The organism is Stenotrophomonas sp. yr243, from assembly GCF_900184195.1.
Lineage (GTDB): Bacteria > Pseudomonadota > Gammaproteobacteria > Xanthomonadales > Xanthomonadaceae > Stenotrophomonas > Stenotrophomonas lactitubi.
Genome location: NZ_FXWT01000002.1, coordinates 918,334 through 937,199 on the forward strand (window position 1 = coordinate 918,334; position 18,866 = coordinate 937,199).

Consider the following 18,866-nt stretch of genomic DNA (forward strand, 5'->3'; position numbering starts at 1 on the left):
CGGCGATTGGATCGCCGGCATTACTTCGGCGGCAGTTTCAGGGTCTGGCCCGGGAAGATCTTGTCCGGGTCGTCGAGCACATCGCGGTTGGCTTCGAAGATCTTCTTCCAGGCGTTGGCATCGCCCAGGTGCTGCTTGGCGATCTTCGACAGCGAATCACCCTTCTGCACGGTGTAGGTGCCACCGCTGACCACCTCGGCGGTACTGTCCACCGAGGCACTGACGCCGGAGAAGTCCGCCTTGGGGACCTGCTGGGCGGTACTGTCGACGCTGCCACTAACGCCGGAGAAATCGGCTTTCTTCTCGGTACTCATCCACACACTCCCGTCTGTATGACTACATGGCTGCCACGGTGTCATAGAGGTTGTTAAATGGGGATGGTGCCGATGTGAAGCCGCCCCCCGGGGCGGCTGAACAATCGAGGCGGAACGCCGCCGCTGGGCTCGCCGGGCATGGCCCGGCGCTACCCGTCACAGGGCGGCCCGACGGTAGTGCCGGCCGCTGGCCGGCGGCTCTGGATCAGGCCGCTGCGCTCGCCGGGCATGGCCCGGCGCTACCTGTAACCGCCTGCGGCGGTTACTGCCGCAGCTCGCGGTAGGTCGCGGCCGGGGCGGCGATGCCGGGGCTGGCGCGCCACGGGTTGATGTCCAGGCCACCGCGACGGGTATAGCGGGCTTCCACTTCCAGCCATTGCGGCTGGCAGCGCGCCGACACTTCGCTGAAGATGCGCTCGACGCACTGCTCATGGAACTCGGCGTGCTCGCGGTAGCTGACCAGATAGCGCAGCAGGCCGGCACGATCGATCTGCGGTCCGCGATAGCGCAGGCTGACGGTGGCCCAGTCCGGCTGACCGGTGACCGGGCAGTTGGACTTCAGCAGGGCCGAGACCAGGGTCTCCTCCACCAGCGCGTCGGCGTTGGCCGACAGGTAGTCCGCCTGCGGCGGGCCATAGCAGTCGATGTCCACGTCAAGACCGTCGATCAACTCGCCCAGCGGAGACTCGCGCAGCGCCGGCAGGCCGAACGTGACCTGGACCGGGGCACCGGCGCAGGCCGAAAGGTCGGCGACGAGGCGCTCGCGCAGGGCTTCGGCGCTGTCCAGACGGGTGCTGTTGAGCGAGTTCAGGTACAGCTTGAACGACTTCGACTCGATCAGCCGCGGCGAGGTGCACGGCACCTGCACGGTGGCGACGGCGACCTGCGGTTTGCCACGCGGGTCGAGCCAGCTCAGCTCGAAGGCATGCCAGCGGTCGTGGCCGACGAACGGCAGCGCGGCCTCGTCGAGACCGATCTCGGCGCGGGCGCCGATGCGGGGGATGGGAAACAGCAGGCCGGGATCGTACTGCGACGGGTAACTGACCTCGCGACCGAGGCTGGAATCCTGTGGGGTGTTCATGGTGCTTATTGTATCGCGCGCAGGGCGGGCCTTCGGCCGGGTCGGCCAACGGCGGAGCCCCTCCGTGGTGGACCCCAAAGCACAGTTCTGGGAGTTGGCCAGGTGAGTAGACGGGTCGGGGGACGCCGTGAACCCCTCCATGGGGGCTTGGCCGCGGCATCCATGCCGCGGACACCCCCGCCCCGCCTACCCACCCGGCCTCTGACAGTTTCCTGCGCGCGGCCGGCACCACGGGAAAGATCAGGAAAAATCAAAATCAAAAGCCGATGCTTCAGACATTCATGACGTCCGCCGTGTCGACCAAGGTCGACACCTACCAAAGCAGGATGTCGTTCCGACAGCTGCGGGAAACTGTCGAAGGCTGGGTGGGTCCGGTGGCAGGGGCGTGAGCGCCATGGATGGCGCGACCGAGGCTACAGGGACGTACTTGCGCCGTCCCCTGCCACCGGACCCACCCAGCCATCCCACGGATAGCCAGCTTTTGCCGTTGCTCCGGCCGTTGCCGTTGCTTCGGCGGGTGCAGGGCTGCAAGCCCTGCCGGTAACCCTCAACCAGCCGGGGTGCCGGCGCCGTGCAGGTAATCCAGGCTCACCTGCAGCAGCGCGCGGAATCCGACATCCAGCGCCTTCTCATCCAGCAGGAACTTCGGCGAATGATTGGCCGGCGCCGTCGCCGGGTCGATGCCCACGCTGGTCGAGCCGACGAAGAAGAACATGCCCGGCACTTCCTTGGCGTACAGCGAGAAATCTTCCGCGCCCATCTGCAGCGGCGGCTCGTACACGTTGTCCTTGCCCACCACCGCCTGCAGGCTCGGCAGCATCTTCGCGGTCAACGCCGGGTCGTTCACCGTGGCCGGGTTGCCTTCCGATTCGTAGATGTCGGTCACCGCCTTGGCCCCGTGCGCGGCAGCCGTGTGATCGGCAACGTTGCGCAGGTCGGCGAAGATCTGCTGGCGCATGCCTTCATCGAAGGTGCGGATGGTGCCGACCATCTCCACTTCATCGGGAATGATGTTGTAACGGATGCCGCCGTTGATCGCGCCGAAGGTCAGCACCGCCGGCTGCTTGGAGAGGTTGGCGCGGCGGCTGACGATGGTCTGTGCGGTGCCGATCAGATCGGCAGTGGCAACAATCGGGTCAACGCCATTCCACGGTGCCGAGCCATGCGTCTGCCGGCCAATCACCTTGATACCGAAACGATCGGACGCGGCCATCAGCGGGCCACCGCGCACCGCGATCTGCCCTGCCTGCACGCTGGAGAACACATGCAGGCCGAATACCGCCTCCGGCTTGAAGTCGGCAAACAGGCCTTCCTTCAGCATCAGCGCAGCACCGCCCTCTTCCGGCGGCGGCGCACCTTCCTCGGACGGCTGGAAGATCAGCATCACCTGGCCCGGCAGGTCCTTCTTCATCGCCACCAGCGCTTCAGCCACGCCCAGCAGGGTGGCGGTGTGTGCGTCATGGCCACAGGCGTGCATCACCCCCACCGTCTGCCCGCGGTACTGCGCGGTGGCCTTGGAGGCGAACGGCAGGCCGGTCTGCTCGGTCACCGGCAGTGCGTCCATGTCCGCGCGCAGGGCGATCTTCGGGCCGGGCTTGCCGCCTTCGATGATCGCCACCACGCCGTGGTGGGCGATGCCGGTCTTCGGCTTCAGGCCCATCGCACGCAGGCGCTTGGCGACCTCGGCGGAGGTGCGCTCCTCGCGGTTGGACAGCTCCGGGTGTTGATGGAAATCGCGGCGCCATTCAACCACCTTGGCCTGCAGGCGCTGCGCGGCGGCGGTCACTTCCGGGCGCTGGGCGTCCTCGGCATGGGCAAGGGCCGGCAGGGCCAGCAGCAGGGCGGACAGCAGCAACGAACGGCGCATCTCGATCTCCACGGAAGGGGTCTGCACCTGAATGTAGGGCAACCTCGCCGTTACGGGAACCTCCACCGTCGCCCGCCGGTCTGAGCGCCCGTCCCATCCGTCATGCAGGAAACCCGGTGGGCCACAGGTATGCTTTGCGCATTGCCACCCGGGGTGCCACCCCGTCCAGCCCTCTTGGAGTCTTGAATGTCACGTGTTTGGAAGATCGTGCTGCTGGTCGTGGCGGTACTGGTGCTGGCCGTGGTCGGCCTGCGCGTACTCGGTGGCGGCAAGGACAAGGCCGCAGGGCAGGAAGCAGGCGCCCGTGAGGGTGGTGAAGATCCCGATGCCGGCCCGGTGCCGGTAACCGTGGTCGATGCCGTACGCCAGGACGTGCCGGTGTATGCCAGCGCGCTGGGCACGGTGACCGCGATGAACACCGTGACGGTCAGCCCGCAGGTGGGCGGCCAGCTGATGAGCCTCAATTTCCGCGAAGGCCAGGAAGTGAAGAAGGGCGACGTGCTGGCGGTGATCGACCCGCGCACCGCGCAGGCCAGCTATGACCAGGCCGTCGCCTCCAAGCGCCAGAACGAAGCCCTGCTGGCCACCGCGCGCTCGAACTACCAGCGTTCGAACGCGCCGGAGTACCGCCAGTTCGTGGCCAAGACCGATCTGGATACACAACGAAACCAGGTGGCACAGTACGAAAGCGCGGTGGCCGCCAATGAAGCCAGCATGCGCTCGGCGCAGGTGCAGCTGCAGTACACCCGGGTCACCGCACCGATCACCGGTATCGCCGGCATCCGCGCGGTCGACGCCGGCAATGTGGTCAACGCCGGCACCGCACTGGTCACCCTGACCCAGATCCATCCGATCCACGTGCTGTTCAACCTGCCCGAGCGCCAGCTCGGCGACGTGCGCCAGGCGCAGGCTGCCGGCAGCGTGCCGGTCGCCGCGCTGGACCGCGCCGATTCGCACGTACTCAGCGGCGACGGCAAGCTGGATGTGGTCGACAACCTGATCAGCGCCGACAGCGGCACCTTCAAGGCGCGCGCGGTGTTCGACAACACCGACAACGGCCTGTGGCCGGGCCAGTTCGTCAACGTGCGCATGCAGTTGCGCACCATCGGCGGCGGCGTGGTGATCCCGACCCAGGCGGTACTGCGTGGCCCGGACGGCGAGTACGTCTACGTCGTGCAGGGCGACAACACGGTGAAGATGCAGACCGTGCGCAGTGGCGTGGAAGTGGGCGACAGCCAGGTGCAGGTCGCCGAAGGCCTGAAAGGCGGCGAGCGTGTGGTCAGCGAAGGCCAGTTCCGCCTGAAGCCGGGCAGCAAGGTGACCGCGCTGAAGCCGGGCGAAACGCCGGCCGCACCGACCGAGGCCGAACTGAAGGCCGCCGAACAGAAGAGTGGCGGCGGCCGCCGCGGTGGTGGCCCGCGCTGAGCGCAGGCCCCTGCTCTTCCCCGCGCCGGCGATCCCGCCGGCGCTGCCATTGAAGTGCCAGCAAGGATCAGTCCGTGGGCTTTTCGACGATCTTCATCCGCCGCCCGATTGCCACCTCGCTGTTGATGGCGGGCTTGTTGCTTCTGGGCATCCTCGGTTACCGCAAGCTGCCGGTGTCGGCGCTGCCGGAAATCGATGCGCCCAGCCTGGTGGTGACCACCCAGTACCCCGGTGCCAACGCCACCACCATGGCCTCGCTGGTGACCACGCCGCTGGAGCGCCAGTTCGGGCAGATCTCCGGGCTGGAATTGATGACCTCCGATTCCTCGGCGGGGTTGTCCACGATCATCCTGCAGTTCTCGATGGACCGCGACATCGACATCGCCGCACAGGACGTGCAGGCGGCGATCCGTCAGGCCACCCTGCCCTCGTCGCTGCCGTACCAGCCGGTCTACAACCGGGTGAATCCGGCCGACGCGGCCATCGTCACCCTCAAGCTGACCTCCGATACGCGGCCGCTGCGCGACGTCAACAACTACGCTGACTCGATCCTCGCCCAGCGCCTGTCGCAGGTGCAGGGCGTGGGCCTGGTGTCGATCGCCGGCAACGTGCGTCCGGCCGTGCGCATCCAGGTCAATCCGGCGCAGCTGTCCAACATGGGCCTGACCCTGGAAGAGCTGCGCAGCGCGCTCACCCAGGCCAACGTCAATGCGCCGAAGGGCTCGTTGAACGGCAAAACCCAGTCCTACAGCATCGGCACCAACGACCAGCTGGCCAGCGCCGCCGAGTACCGCGACACCATCATCAGCTACAAGAACGGCCGCCCGGTGCGGCTGTCCGACGTGGCCGAAGTGATCGATGGCGTGGAGAACGACCAGCTGGCCGCGTGGGCTGATGGCAAGCCGGCGGTGCTGCTGGAAGTGCGCCGCCAGCCCGGCGCCAACATCGTGCAGACCGTCGAGCGCATCCGCGCGCTGCTGCCGCAGCTGCAGGGCGTGCTGCCGGCCGACGTGCACCTGGAAGTGTTCTCCGACCGCACCGAAACCATCCGCGCGTCGGTGCATGAAGTGCAGTTCACCCTGATCCTGACCATCGGTCTGGTGGTGGCGGTGATCTTCGTGTTCCTGCGCCGGTTCTGGGCCACGATCATTCCCTCGGTGGCGGTGCCGTTGTCGCTGGCCGGCACCTTCGCGGTGATGGCCTTCACCGGCATGTCGCTGGACAACCTCTCGCTGATGGCGCTGGTGGTGGCCACCGGCTTCGTGGTCGACGATGCGATCGTGATGATCGAGAACATCGTGCGCTACATCGAACAAGGCAAGAGTGGCAAGGAAGCGGCCGAGATCGGTGCGCGCCAGATCGGCTTCACCGTGCTGTCGCTGACTGTTTCACTGGTGGCGGTGTTCCTGCCGCTGCTGCTGATGCCCGGCGTCACCGGCCGCCTGTTCCACGAGTTCGCCTGGGTGCTGAGCATCGCGGTGGTGCTGTCGATGCTGATCTCGCTGACGCTCACCCCGATGATGTGCGCCTACCTGCTCAAGCCCGATGCGCTGCCCGAAGGCGAGGACGCGCACGAGCGTGCCGCCGCGGCCGGCAAGCAGAACCTGTGGACGCGCACCGTCGGCCTGTACGAGCGCAGCCTGGACTGGGTGCTGGAACACCAGCCCCTCACCCTGGCCGTGGCCGCTGCCGCGCTGGTACTGACCGTGCTGCTGTACGTGTTGATTCCCAAGGGCCTGTTGCCCGAACAGGACACCGGCCTGATCACCGCCGTGGTCCAGGCCGACCAGAACATCGCGTTCCCGCAGATGGAGCAGCGCACCAAGCAGGTGGCCGAAGCGCTGCGCAAGGACCCGGACGTGACCGGCGTATCGGCCTTCATCGGCGCCGGCAGCATGAATCCCACGCTCAACCAGGGCCAGCTGTCGATCGTGCTGAAAGAGCGCGGCGATCGGGACGGATTGGATGAAATCCTGCCGCGCCTGCAGAAGTCCGTCGCCGGTATTCCGGGCGTGGCGCTGTACCTGAAGCCGGTGCAGGATGTGACCCTGGACACCCGCGTGGCCGCCACCGAGTACCAGTACTCGCTGTCGGACGTGGACAGTGCCGAAGTGGCACTGCAGGCCAACCGCATGACCGAAGCGCTGCGCCAGCGCCCGGAACTGGCCGACGTCGACAACAACCTGTCCAACCAGGGCCGCGCACTGGAACTGAACATCGACCGCGACAAGGCCAGCGTGCTGGGCGTGCCGATGCAGACCATCGACGACACGCTCTACGATGCGTTCGGCCAGCGCCAGATCTCGACCATCTTCACCGAGCTCAACCAGTACCGGGTGGTGCTGGAAGTGGCGCCGCAGTTCCGCACCAGCACCGCGCTGATGGAACAGCTGGCGGTCGCCTCCAACGGCGCCGGCGCACTCACCGGCACCAATGCGACCAGCTTCGGCCAGGTCACTTCGTCCAACTCGTCCACCGCCACCGGTATCGGTGCGCAGAACACCGGCATCACCGTCGGTGCGGGCAGCATCATCCCGCTGTCGGCGCTGGCCGAGGCCAAGGTGTCCAGCGCGCCGCTGCTGGTCAGCCACCAGCAGCAGCTGCCTGCGGTGACGGTGTCGTTCAACGTCGCCCCGGGCTATTCGCTGTCCGATGCGGTCAAGGCCATCGAAGAAACCAAGGCCAGCCTGGACATGCCGGCGCACGTGCATGCGCAGTTCATCGGCAAGGCCGCCGAGTTCACCGGCAGCCAGACCGACGTGGTGTGGCTGCTGCTGGCGTCGCTGGTGGTGATCTACATCGTGCTCGGCGTGCTCTATGAGAGCTACATCCACCCGATCACGATCATCTCGACCCTGCCGCCGGCCGGCGTCGGCGCGCTGCTGGCACTGATGGTCTGTGGCCTGAGCCTGTCGGTAGATGGCATCGTCGGCATCGTGCTGCTGATCGGCATCGTCAAGAAGAACGGCATCATGATGGTCGACTTCGCCATCGAGGCGCGGCGCACCGGCGCCAACGCGCGCGAGGCCATCCGCCGCGCCTGCCTGCTGCGCTTCCGCCCGATCATGATGACTACCGCAGCGGCCATGCTCGGCGCGTTGCCGCTGGCGCTGGGCACCGGCATCGGCTCGGAACTGCGTCGCCCGCTGGGCATCGCCATCGTCGGCGGCCTGCTGTTGTCGCAGCTGGTGACGCTGTACACCACGCCGGTGATCTACCTGTACATGGAACGCTTCTCGGAATGGCTTGCACGTCGCCGTGAACAGCGCGCGCTGCGCGATGGCACGGTGCAGGAGCCGCAGGCATGACCCTGGCCCCGCACCTCCGGGGGGCTGCACGATGAACCTGTCCGGCCCCTTCATCCGCCGCCCGATCGGCACCGCCCTGCTGGCCATCGGCTTGTTCATGGTCGGCGTGATCTGTTACCTGCGGCTGGGCGTGTCGGCGCTGCCGAACATCGAGATCCCGGTGATCTTCGTGCACGCCAGCCAGTCCGGTGCGGACGCGGCAACCATGGCCTCCACGGTGACCGCGCCGCTGGAGCGCCACCTCGGCCAGCTGCCGGGCATCGACCGCATGCGCTCGTCGAGCTCGGAAGGCAGCTCGCTGGTGTTCATGATCTTCCAGAGCGACCGCGACATCGATTCGGCTGCGCTGGACGTACAGACAGCGATCAATTCGGCGCAGGCCGACCTGCCCTCGGGCATGGGCTCGCCGATGTACCAGAAGGCGAACCCGAACGACGACCCGGTGATCGCCATCGCGCTGACTTCACAGACGCAGTCCGCCGATGAGCTGTACAACGTCGCCGACTCGCTGCTGGCCCAGCGCATCCGTCAGATCGGCGGCGTCGCCTCGGTGGATATCGCCGGTGCCTCGACGCCGGCGGTACGGGTGGACGTCAACCTGCGCCTGATGAACGCGCTTGGACTGACCGCCGACGACCTGCGCAATGCCGTCCGCGCGGCCAACGTGACCTCGCCCACCGGCTTCCTCAGCGATGGCAACACCACCACCGCGATCATCGCCAACGATTCGGTCGCGCGCGCCGCCGACTTCGCCGATCTGGTGGTCAAGACCCAGGGCGATGGCCGGGTGATCCGCCTTAAGGACATCGCCAACGTCTACGACGGCCAGCAGGATGCCTACCAGGCCGCGTGGTTCGACCACAAACCGGCCGTGGTGATGTATGTGTTCACCCGTGCCGGCGCCAACATCGTCGAGACCGTGGACCGGGTGAAAGCGCAGATTCCCGCGTTGCGCGATTACCTGCAGCCGGGCACCACGATGACGCCCTACTTCGACCGCACCCCGACCATCCGTTCGTCGCTGCATGAAGTGCAGATCACCCTGCTGATCAGCCTGGCGATGGTGGTGTTGACGATGGCGCTGTTCCTGCGCCGGTTGGCGCCGACGCTGATCGCTGCGGTCACCGTGCCGCTGTCACTGGCCGGTGCCGCGCTGGTGATGTACGTGATGGGCTTCACCCTGAACAACCTGAGCCTGCTGGCGCTGGTGATCGCGATCGGCTTCGTGGTGGACGATGCGATCGTGGTGATCGAGAACATCATGCGCCACCTCGACGAGGGCATGCCGCGGATGCAGGCGGCCTTCGCCGGTGCGCGCGAAATCGGCTTCACCATCGTATCGATCACCGCCTCGCTGGTGGCGGTGTTCATCCCGCTGCTGTTCGCCAGCGGCATGATGGGCGCGTTCTTCCGCGAGTTCACCGTGACCCTGGTGGCGGCGATCGTGGTGTCGATGATCGTTTCGCTGACGCTGACCCCGGCGCTGTGCAGCCACTTCCTCAGCGCACACGACCACAAAGCTGCGCCGTCGCGCTTCGGCCGCTGGCTCGATGCCGGTCACGAGCGGATGCTGCGCGTCTACACCGTGTTCCTTGATTTCTCACTGCGTCATGCGCTGCTGCTGTCGTTGACGCCGTTGATCCTGATCGGCGTCACCATCTTCCTGTTCGGTGCAGTGAAGAAGGGTGCATTCCCGCCGCAGGACACCGGCCTGATCTGGGGCCGCGCCAACTCCAGCGCGACGGTGTCCTTCGAGGACATGGTCAGCCGCCAGCGCCGCATCACCGACATGCTGATGGCCGACCCGGCGGTGAAGACCGTGGGCGTACGCCTGGGCAGTGGCCGCCAGGGCTCCAGCGCACAGTTCAACGTCGAACTGAAGTCGCGCAAGGAAGGGCGCCGCGAAACCACCGCACACGCACTGGCACGACTGAGTGCGAAGGCCGACCGCTACCCGGACCTGCAGCTTCGCCTGCGCGCGATCCAGGACCTGCCCAGCAATGATGGTGGTGGCAACAGCCAGGGCGCGCAGTACCGCGTCTCGCTGCAGGGCAACGACCTGGCCGCGCTGCAGGAATGGCTGCCCAAGCTGCAGGCGGCGTTGAAGAAGAACCCGAAGCTGCGTGATGTCGGCACCGACGTCGACAACGCCGGTCTGCGCCAGAACATCGAGATCGACCGCGCCAAGGCCGCGCGCCTGGGCATCTCGGTCGGCGCCATCGACGGTGCGCTGTACGGAGCGTTCGGCCAGCGCCAGATTTCCACCATCTACTCGGACATCAACCAGTACAGCGTGGTGGTCAACGCGCTGCCGTCGCAGACCGCCACGCCCTCGGCGCTGGACGAAGTCCATGTGCGCGCACGCAACGGCGAGATGGTGCCGATCACCGCGGTGGCCAGACAGGCGCCGGGCCTGGCGCCCTCGCAGATCACCCATGAAAACCAGTACACGACGATGGACCTGAGTTACAACCTCGCCCCCGGCGTCAGCATGGGCGAGGCCAAGGCCATCATCGACAGCACCGTGGCCGGCATGCGCATGCCCGGCGACATCCGCCTGGCCGATGACGCGGGCTTCGGCTTCAACTCCGACCCCAGCGACATGCTGATCCTGGTGCTGGCGGCGATCCTCACCGTCTATCTGGTGCTGGGCATCCTGTACGAAAGCCTGATCCACCCGGTGACGATCCTGTCCACCCTGCCGGCAGCCGGCGTGGGTGCGTTGCTGGCGCTGTTCGGCACCAACACCGAACTGTCGGTGATCTCGATGATCGCGCTGGTGCTGCTGATCGGCATCGTCAAGAAGAACGCGATCATGATGATCGACTTCGCCCTGGTGGCGCAGCGCGAACATGGGCTGACTCCGCGCGAGGCGGCACGCGAAGCCAGCATCGTGCGTTTCCGCCCGATCATGATGACCACGATGGTGGCGATCCTGGCGGCGGTGCCGCTGGCGATCGGCTTGGGCGAAGGTTCGGAACTGCGTCGCCCGCTGGGCATCGCGATGATCGGCGGCCTGCTGTTCTCGCAGAGCCTGACCCTGCTCAGCACGCCGGCGTTGTACGTGATCTTCTCGTGCCTGGCCGAGCGCTGGAAGGCGCGGCGCGCGCGCAGGCGTGAAGCGAAGCTGCTCAGGCGCGCACAGCGGGCGTAGCAAGGCCCATCCACGCGTGGCGTGGATCTACTGCAACACCTGCCTCTGGTGGGTGCGGACCGTTGGTCCGCACCCCGCTTTGGATTTGACGCGCCGGAACGAAAAGAGAACAATTCTCATCCAGCCATGGTCCTGCGCCCCCTTGCGGCGCCCCGCTGCCGTTGCCGGCACGCCTGTGTGATCCCAGCCACTGACCTTTCCCCCCTGCATGGGCGGATGGCCTGTGGCCGCCCGCCGAGGATCTCCATCGATGTTGCCCATCCGCTCCCCCCGCCTGGCCGTGCTGGCCGTAGCGCTGTCCGCCGCCTGCACTGCACACGCCGAAGCACCCGCCGACGCCCGTCGTGCCACCGATCTGGACGCGGTCAAGGTCATCGCCGAGCGTACCCACACCGAGGCCGGTGCCCTGGGCGACCGCGCCCTGCGTGATACCCCGTTTGCGATCACCGCCGTCGGCCGTGAGCAGATCGAACAGCGCCAGGTCGTGTCGCTGGGCGAAGCCTTCCTGCTGGATCCTTCGGTCACCACGCAGGTAAGCGCCTATGCCAGCGGCTGGAGCTCGCCGATCCGTAACCGCGGCATCGACCTGAATTTCGACAGCTACCGGGTCAACGGCCTGCAGGTCTCGTCCTGGGGCACCGAGTGGCCGCTGGAAGTGATGGAACAGGTCGACCTGCTGAAGGGCCCCGGCGGGTTCCTGTACGGCTTCGGCGCACCAGGCGGCATCGTCAACTACATCACCAAGAAGCCGACCGAGGTACCGACCTTCTCCGCCCAGCTCGGCTGGCGCGAGCAGGGCATCGTCAGCGGCGGCATCGACGTCGGCGGCCGCTTCGGCAACGAGCAGATGTTCGGCTACCGCTTCAACGCCTACCAGGAAAAGGGCGAAACCTTCAACGGCGGCCATGTCGATCGCAAGGTCGGCGCACTGTCGCTGGACGCGCGCCTGAGCGATGCCCTCACCTGGACCTTCGACGGCGTATTCCAGTCGCGCGACCTGCGCGAGGAATCACCGCAGTACTACTTCCGTGGCCTGACGTCGCTGCCGCGGCCGATCGCTGGCGATGTCGACAACAGCGTGCCTGGCACCTACTACGACACCCGCTCCAGCCTGCTGTCCACCGCACTGAACTGGCAGATCAACAGCGACTGGAAGGCAAGCCTGAGCTATGGCGTCACCACCTCGTGGAACGACGTCAACAAGATTTTCGCCTACATCGACGACCTCAACGGCGACTACGCCGTCAACGTCTACGAACTCGGCGGCAAGAGCGAGTGGAAGCTGGCGCAGGCACTGGTGCAGGGCAGCTTCGGCACCGGCCCGCTGCGGCACCAGTTGGTGGCCGGGGTCAGCCACCAGACCGGGCTGGGCTGGGACCGTCCTTACGAGTTCAGCCTGATCGGCCGCGCCAACCTCTACCAGCGCCATGACATCCGCCACGACGCAGTCGGTTCGCGGGTGATGAGCCGTGGCAGCGAAACCGTGCAGAAGGCCGTGTTCGTCAGCGATACCGTCGACCTCGGCCATGGCTGGTCGGTACTGGCCGGTTGGCGCTACAACGATTTCGAGACCAAGGGCGCCTACCACACCTATCCGGTCACCCCGACCTACGCGGTGATGTTCAAGCCCAGTGACGCCGTCACCCTGTATGCCAGCTACATCGAGTCGCTGGAAGCCGGCGGCCGCGTGGGCAACAGCTACGTCAATGCCGGCGATGTGCTCGACCCCACCATCAGCAAGCAGTACGAGATCGGCGCCAAGGTTGAAGCGGATCGCTGGAACGCGAACGTCGCTGCCTTCCGTCTGGAGCGTGGCGCCAACATCGATCAGCTGACCGATGCGGGCAAGCGCCTGGTGCAGGATGGCATCACCCTGTACGAAGGCATCGAGGCCAGCGCCGACCTGCACCTGAGCGATGCGCTGACCGTCGGTGGTGGCGTGACCTGGCTTGACCCGACCTACGACAAGCTGTCACCGGGCAGCGCGGCGCAGGAAGGCAACCGCACCGTCGGTGCAGCGCGCTGGAGCGGCGTGCTGCACGCCACCTACCAGCTGCCGTGGGTGGAAGGGCTGGAGACCTATGCCGCCGTGCGCTACTACGGCGATGTCTGGTATGACGCCGACAACACCCTGAAGCTGCCCGACTACACGCTCGTCAATGCCGGCATCGGCTACCGCCTGCTGGCCTCCGGCCACCCGGTGACCCTGCGTGCCAGCGTGGAGAACCTGACCAACCGCAGGTACTGGTCCAATGCCGGCGTCGGCCTGCCGCGCACCTTCGCGCTGAGCGTGCGGTTCGACATGTAAGCAACCGGCAAACGGTAGTGCCGGCCGCTGGCCGGCTCCTCATGAGCCCGGACGAAGGTGCGAGGAGCCGGCCGGCGGCCGGCACTACCGGGTATCGAGCGGAAAATCATCCACGCATGGCGTGGATCTACCATTTCACGCGCGGCCCGCAATAATGGAGGTCGATCCTTCCGCCGAGCCTGCATGTCCGCACGCGAATCCCGCCTCAGCCGCCTGTGGGCCCACGAGAAGGCCAGCTATGGCCTGCGGGTGTTCATTGCCCTGACAGCGGCCCTGGCCGTGTGCTGGCACCTGGATGCACTGACCGCGCTGCCCGGCGTGTTCCTGGGCATCATCGCCAGCGCCATTGCCGAGACCGATGACAACTGGTGGGGCCGGACCAAGGCCGTACTGCTGTCGCTGCTGTGCTTCTGCCTGGCGGCGGCCTCGGTGATCTGGCTGTTCCCCTGGCCGTGGATCTTCATCACGGCCCTGGCGCTGTCCACGTTCGGCCTGACACTGCTCGGCGCACTCGGCGAGCGCTACGCGTCCATCGCCCAGGCCACCGTCACCCTGGCCATCTACACCATGATCGGCCTGGAACAGCATGGTGCCCATGACCTGCACAGTGCGCTGGTCGCGGTCAGTCACCTGCTGGCGGGCGCGGTCTGGTACGGGCTGCTGTCGATTCTATGGACCACGCTGTTCGCCAACCGGCCGGTGCGCGAGCGCGTGGCGCGCCTGTACGTGGAGCTGGGCCGTTACCTGCAGCTCAAGGCCGCCCTGTTCGAACCCGTGCGCGAGGCGGACCTGCAGCGCCGCCAGCTCGACCTGGCCGAGCAGAACCGCCGCGTGGTCGGTGCGCTGAACGAGGCGAAGACGGCGATCCTGGCACGCTTTGGCCGCTCCGGCCGGCCCGGCGTCAACTCCGGCCTGTACCTGCGCCTGTATTACATGGCACAGGATTTCCATGAGCGTGCCAGCTCTTCCCACTATCCGTACGGCGCGCTGGTCGATGCGTTCTTCCACAGCGACGTGCTGTACCGCTGCCAGCGCCTGCTGGACCTGCAGGGCCAGGCCTGTGCACGGCTGGGCGAAGCGATCCGGCTGCGCCGCCCGTTCGTCTACGGCGAGAGCAACCAGCAGGCTGGGCGCGACCTGGCCGATGCGCTGACCTACCTGCGCGACCAGCAACGCCCGCAGTGGCAGCGTCTGCTCGGCTCGCTGGACCTGCTGGTGCATAACCTGCGCAGCATCGAGCGCCGCCTGCTCGATGCCGAACGTTCCGAAGCCAGCCTGGACAACGTCGACACCCGTCTGCGCGACAGCAACCCGCACACCCTGCGCGAAATGGGCGTGCGCCTGCGCCAGCAGCTCACCCCGGGCTCGGTGCTGTTCCGCCATGGCCTGCGCATGGCGCTGGCACTGATCGCCGGTTTCGTTGCCATCCGTCTGTTCAATGCACAGAACGGCTCGTGGGTGCTGCTGACCATCGTGTTCGTGTGCCGGCCCAGTTTCGGCGCCACCCGCCAGCGCCTGGCCCAGCGCATCGTCGGCACGCTGGCCGGCCTGGTACTGACCTGGGCGCTGCTGCAGCTGTTCCCCCGGCTGGAGATCCAGCTGCTGATCGCGCTGCTGTCGGCGCTGCTGTTCTTCTTCACCCGTACCGACCGCTATCTGGTCGCCTCGGCCGCCATCACGGTGATGGCGCTGACCTGCTTCAACCTGATCGGCGACGGCTTCGTACTGATCGTGCCGCGCATGGTCGATACGATCCTCGGCTGCGCGATCGCAGCCGCCGCCGCGTTCCTGATCCTGCCGGACTGGCAGGGCCGACAGTTGCACCGCGTGCTGGCGCGGGTGCTGGATACCGCCGCCCGTTATCTGGAATCGGTGCTGGGTCAGTACCGCAGCGGCATGCGCGACGATCTGGCCTACCGCATCGCCCGCCGCGACATGCACAACGCCGATGCCGCACTGTCCACCGCGTTGTCGAACATGCTGCGCGAACCCGGCCACGTGCGCCGCAACCTCGATTCGGGTTTCCACTTCCTGGCGTTGTCCAACACCCTGCTCGGGCACCTGTCGGCACTGGGTGCGCACCGCGACCAGGTTGACAGCTACGCGGGTGATCCACTGGCGCTGGCCGCTGGCGAGCGGGTGCGCAAAGCGCTGCAGCAGCTGGCGTCGGCATTGACTGCGCAGCAACCGGTGTCTGAGGAAGACAACGACGCCGATCGTGCGGTGGCCGCGGAACTGGAGCAGCTCGATGAGACGATGCCGCCGAAACTGCAGCTGATCCGCACGCAGATGGCGCTGGTGCTGCGGATGCTGCCGAAGGTGAGAGCGGCGGCGAATGGTGCGGTGCGCGGCCTGGCCTGAGCGGACGGCATCCACGCATGGCGTGGATCTACTGGAGCGGCATCCACGCGTGGCGTGGATCTACTGGAGCGGCTGTCGGCCATGCAACATCGTGTTGCGTCCACGGGGGCATTCCGATCACGCCCGGGCGCCGATACTGCCGTGTCGCCCACGCAGGATCCCCCCATGAAGATCGAACTCAACGACCGCACCGCGCTGGTCACCGCCTCCACCGCCGGCATCGGCTACGCCATCGCACAGGGCCTCGCCGCCGCCGGCGCGCAGGTCATCCTCAATGGCCGCAGTGCCGACAGCGTGGAGCGCGCGCGCCAGCGCCTGCTGGCTGCCCTTCCCGGCGCCAACGTGCTGGGCGTGGCCGCCGACCTGTCCGACGCCAGCGGTGTCGACACCCTGCTGGCCGGCCTGCCGGGGAAGGTCGACATTCTGGTCAACAATGCCGGCATCTTCGGCCCGCAGGATTTCTTCGAAACAGACGATGCCACCTGGGAGCAGTACTGGCAGACCAACGTCATGTCCGGCGTGCGCCTGTCGCGCGCCCTGCTGCCGGCGATGGTCGACACCGGCTGGGGCCGCGTGCTGTTCATCTCCTCCGAATCGGCACGCAACATTCCGGCCGACATGATCCATTACGGCGTCAGCAAGACCGCGCAGCTGTCGCTGTCGCGCGGCCTGGCCAAGCGCGCGGCCGGCAGCGGCGTCACCATCAATGCGGTACTGCCCGGCCCGACGTTGTCCGACGGCTTCGCAACGATGTTCGAAGAAGAGCGCGCACGTACCGGCAAGCCACTGGAACAGATCGGCCGTGAGTTCGTGATGGCACATCGTCCTGCGTCGGTGATCCAGCGCGCGGCCACGGTCGAAGAAGTGGCCAACATGGTGGTCTACCTTGCCTCGCCGCAGGCGTCGGCCACCTCCGGCGCAGCGTTGCGGGTCGACGGCGGCGTGGTCGACGATATCGTCTGAGGTTCTCAGGTGTGCGGACCAACGGTCCGCACCCACCGTCCGTACCCAGGGGGTCTGAGTAGATCCACGCCATGCGTGGATGCATGCCGCCACGGTCCCGACAGATGGGCAGGAATGCTAGGCTGCGCCGGTCCAAGGAGGTTCCATGTCCGGTCACAACCAGTTCGCCCTGCTGCGCCAGCGCCGTTTCCTGCCGTTCTTCATCGTGCAGGGGTTGGGTGCCTTCAACGACAACGTATACCGGCAGGCGATCATCGGCCTGCTGTTCTACCTCGGCGTGGCCGAGAGCGAGCGCACGCTCTACACCAACCTGGCGCCGGCGCTGTTCATCCTGCCCTACTTCCTGTTCTCTGCCCTGGCCGGGCAGATCGCGGAAAAGCTGGAGAAGTCGCGACTGATCGTGATCACCACCACCATGGAGATCGTGATCATGACGCTGGCCGCGGTGGGCTTTCTCACCGAGAGCCTGCCGGTGCTGCTGGTGGCCCTGTTCTGCACAGGCCTGCAATCCACCCTGTTCGGCCCGGTGAAGTACTCGGTGCTGCCCTCGGTACTGCGCCCGGAAGAACTGACCGGTGGCAATGGCCTGGTCGAGATGGGCACGTCGATGTCGATCCTGACTGGCATGATCGTCGGCGGCCTGGTGTTCACTCTGGCCGGCACCCATGGCCCGATCGTGGCTGCCACGGCAGTCATCGCGCTGGCGATCTGCGGCAACCTGGCCGCGCGCATGATCCCCAAGGTCGATGCCGGCGCCCCTGATCTGAAGATCAACTGGAACCCGATCCCCGAATCGCTGGCCGTGCTGCGCATGGCCAGGAAACAGAAATCGGTACGCAACGCCATCCTCGGCGTGTCCTGGTTCTGGTTCGTCGGCACCATCCTCACCGCGCAGCTGCCGTCCTATGCGGTCACCAACCTCGGTGGCGAGCCCACCCTGTACATCTTCGCGCTGGCGCTATTCTCGGTCGGCACCGGCGTCGGTTCGCTGCTGTGCGAAAAGCTGTCGGCACGCACCGTGGAGATCGGCCTGGTGCCACTGGGCGCGTTCGGCATGACCGCGTTCCTGCTGGACCTGTACTTCGCACGCGCCGGTGAAGCCACCGCGCAGGGCCTGTCGGTCACCCAGTTCGTGCACCAGGCCGGCAGCATCCGCATCATCATCGACCTGCTCGGCATCGGCCTGTTCACCGGTTTCTTCGTGGTGCCGCTGTTTGCGTTGATCCAGAGCCGCACGCCGAAGTCGGAGATGTCGCGCGTGTTCGCCGCGCTGAACATCCAGAACTCCGGCTTCATCGTCGCTGCGGCGGTACTTGGCCTGCTCACCCAGCGCCTGCTCGGCTGGACCATCCCGCAGCTGTTCCTGGCACTGGCCATCGCCAACGCCGTGGTGGCGATCTACATCTTCACCATCGTCCCCGAATTCCTGATGCGTTTCCTCAGCTGGGTGATGGTGCGCACGCTGTATCGCCTGCGCCCGCACGGCATCGAAGCGAACGTGCCCGATGAGGACGCCGCGCTGCTGGTCTGCAACCACGTCAGCTACATGGACGCGTTGATCCTGTCGGCGACGATCCCGCGCCCGGTGCGCTTCGTCATGTACTACAAGATCTTCAACATCCCGGTGATGCGCTGGATTTTCCGCACCGCCAAGGCGATTCCGATCGCCGGTGCGCGCGAAGACCCGGCGCTGATGCAGCGTGCGTTCGATGAAGTCGATGCCGCACTCGCCGAGGGCGAACTGGTGTGCATCTTCCCGGAAGGCGCACTGACCCGCGACGGCACGATGGCAGCGTTCAAATCCGGCGTGGAGAAGATCCTCGAACGCCGCCCGGTACCGGTGGTGCCGATGGCCCTGCGCGGCATGTGGTCGAGCATGTGGAGCCGGCGCGATACCCGCCTGGGCCGCATGCGCGTACCGCGCCGGTTCCGGGCGACAGTGGAGGTGGTCGCGGCACCGGCGGTGGATGGCCATTCGACCGATGCTGCCACGCTGGAAGCCCAGGTCCGCACCCTGCGCGGCGACCTCGCCTGACGCAATCGCCCCTTCCGGGGGCGATGACGGTACGCTGCATACGCCCCCGT

General features: G+C 66.7%; 10 protein-coding genes. 7 read left to right on the forward strand and 3 right to left on the reverse strand.

Going from position 1 to position 18,866, the window contains the following annotated elements; translation table 11 throughout:
• Positions 1 to 20 precede the first annotated feature (20 nt).
• From QOL57_RS10875 to QOL57_RS10885, 3 genes are all read right to left on the reverse strand, one after another.
• Positions 21 to 314, reverse strand: coding sequence for a LysM peptidoglycan-binding domain-containing protein (locus tag QOL57_RS10875; RefSeq protein ID WP_025878595.1), 294 nt, complete (start codon positions 312 to 314; stop codon positions 21 to 23).
• 262 nt (positions 315 to 576) lie between these two features.
• Positions 577 to 1,395, reverse strand: coding sequence for an NADPH-dependent 7-cyano-7-deazaguanine reductase QueF (gene queF, locus QOL57_RS10880; RefSeq protein ID WP_089237324.1), 819 nt, complete (start codon positions 1,393 to 1,395; stop codon positions 577 to 579).
• Positions 1,396 to 1,942: 547 nt separating this feature from the next.
• Positions 1,943 to 3,262 (reverse strand): M20 family metallopeptidase, encoded by a 1,320-nt coding sequence (locus QOL57_RS10885; RefSeq protein WP_025874644.1) that lies wholly within the window; start codon positions 3,260 to 3,262, stop codon positions 1,943 to 1,945.
• Positions 3,263 to 3,448: 186 nt separating this feature from the next.
• Between QOL57_RS10885 and QOL57_RS10890 the strand changes: the two genes are divergently transcribed.
• From QOL57_RS10890 to QOL57_RS10920, 7 genes are all read left to right on the forward strand, one after another.
• On the forward strand, positions 3,449 to 4,687 hold the full coding sequence (locus QOL57_RS10890; RefSeq protein ID WP_089237326.1) for an efflux RND transporter periplasmic adaptor subunit: 1,239 nt from the start codon (positions 3,449 to 3,451) through the stop codon (positions 4,685 to 4,687).
• A 74-nt stretch (positions 4,688 to 4,761) separates the two neighbouring features.
• Positions 4,762 to 7,995, forward strand: a complete 3,234-nt coding sequence (locus QOL57_RS10895; RefSeq protein ID WP_089237327.1) for an efflux RND transporter permease subunit — start codon at positions 4,762 to 4,764, stop codon at positions 7,993 to 7,995.
• Positions 7,996 to 8,026: 31 nt separating this feature from the next.
• Positions 8,027 to 11,149 (forward strand): efflux RND transporter permease subunit, encoded by a 3,123-nt coding sequence (locus tag QOL57_RS10900; protein WP_089237329.1) that lies wholly within the window; start codon positions 8,027 to 8,029, stop codon positions 11,147 to 11,149.
• A 250-nt stretch (positions 11,150 to 11,399) separates the two neighbouring features.
• On the forward strand, positions 11,400 to 13,457 hold the full coding sequence (locus tag QOL57_RS10905) for a TonB-dependent receptor (RefSeq protein WP_089237331.1): 2,058 nt from the start codon (positions 11,400 to 11,402) through the stop codon (positions 13,455 to 13,457).
• Positions 13,458 to 13,640: 183 nt separating this feature from the next.
• On the forward strand, positions 13,641 to 15,818 hold the full coding sequence (gene yccS / locus QOL57_RS10910; protein ID WP_089237333.1) for a YccS family putative transporter: 2,178 nt from the start codon (positions 13,641 to 13,643) through the stop codon (positions 15,816 to 15,818).
• Between the two features lie 165 nt (positions 15,819 to 15,983).
• A complete protein-coding gene (locus tag QOL57_RS10915) occupies positions 15,984 to 16,781 on the forward strand; it encodes an SDR family oxidoreductase (RefSeq protein WP_089237335.1) in 798 nt (265 codons plus the stop codon).
• 145 nt (positions 16,782 to 16,926) lie between these two features.
• Complete coding sequence (locus tag QOL57_RS10920; protein ID WP_089237337.1) at positions 16,927 to 18,816, forward strand: MFS transporter; 1,890 nt, start codon at positions 16,927 to 16,929, stop codon at positions 18,814 to 18,816.
• Positions 18,817 to 18,866: the final 50 nt, after the last annotated feature.

Excerpts from the sequence above, each read along its gene's own strand:
- QOL57_RS10875 (WP_025878595.1), bottom strand. The coding sequence starts at position 314 with ATGAGTACCGAGAAGAAAGCCGATTTCTCCGGCGTTAGTGGCAGCGTC.
- queF (WP_089237324.1), bottom strand. The coding sequence starts at position 1,395 with ATGAACACCCCACAGGATTCCAGCCTCGGTCGCGAGGTCAGTTACCCG.
- QOL57_RS10885 (WP_025874644.1), bottom strand. The coding sequence starts at position 3,262 with ATGCGCCGTTCGTTGCTGCTGTCCGCCCTGCTGCTGGCCCTGCCGGCC.
- QOL57_RS10890 (WP_089237326.1), top strand. The coding sequence starts at position 3,449 with ATGTCACGTGTTTGGAAGATCGTGCTGCTGGTCGTGGCGGTACTGGTG.
- QOL57_RS10900 (WP_089237329.1), top strand. The coding sequence starts at position 8,027 with ATGAACCTGTCCGGCCCCTTCATCCGCCGCCCGATCGGCACCGCCCTG.
- QOL57_RS10905 (WP_089237331.1), top strand. The coding sequence starts at position 11,400 with ATGTTGCCCATCCGCTCCCCCCGCCTGGCCGTGCTGGCCGTAGCGCTG.
- yccS (WP_089237333.1), top strand. The coding sequence starts at position 13,641 with ATGTCCGCACGCGAATCCCGCCTCAGCCGCCTGTGGGCCCACGAGAAG.
- QOL57_RS10915 (WP_089237335.1), top strand. The coding sequence starts at position 15,984 with ATGAAGATCGAACTCAACGACCGCACCGCGCTGGTCACCGCCTCCACC.
- QOL57_RS10920 (WP_089237337.1), top strand. The coding sequence starts at position 16,927 with ATGTCCGGTCACAACCAGTTCGCCCTGCTGCGCCAGCGCCGTTTCCTG.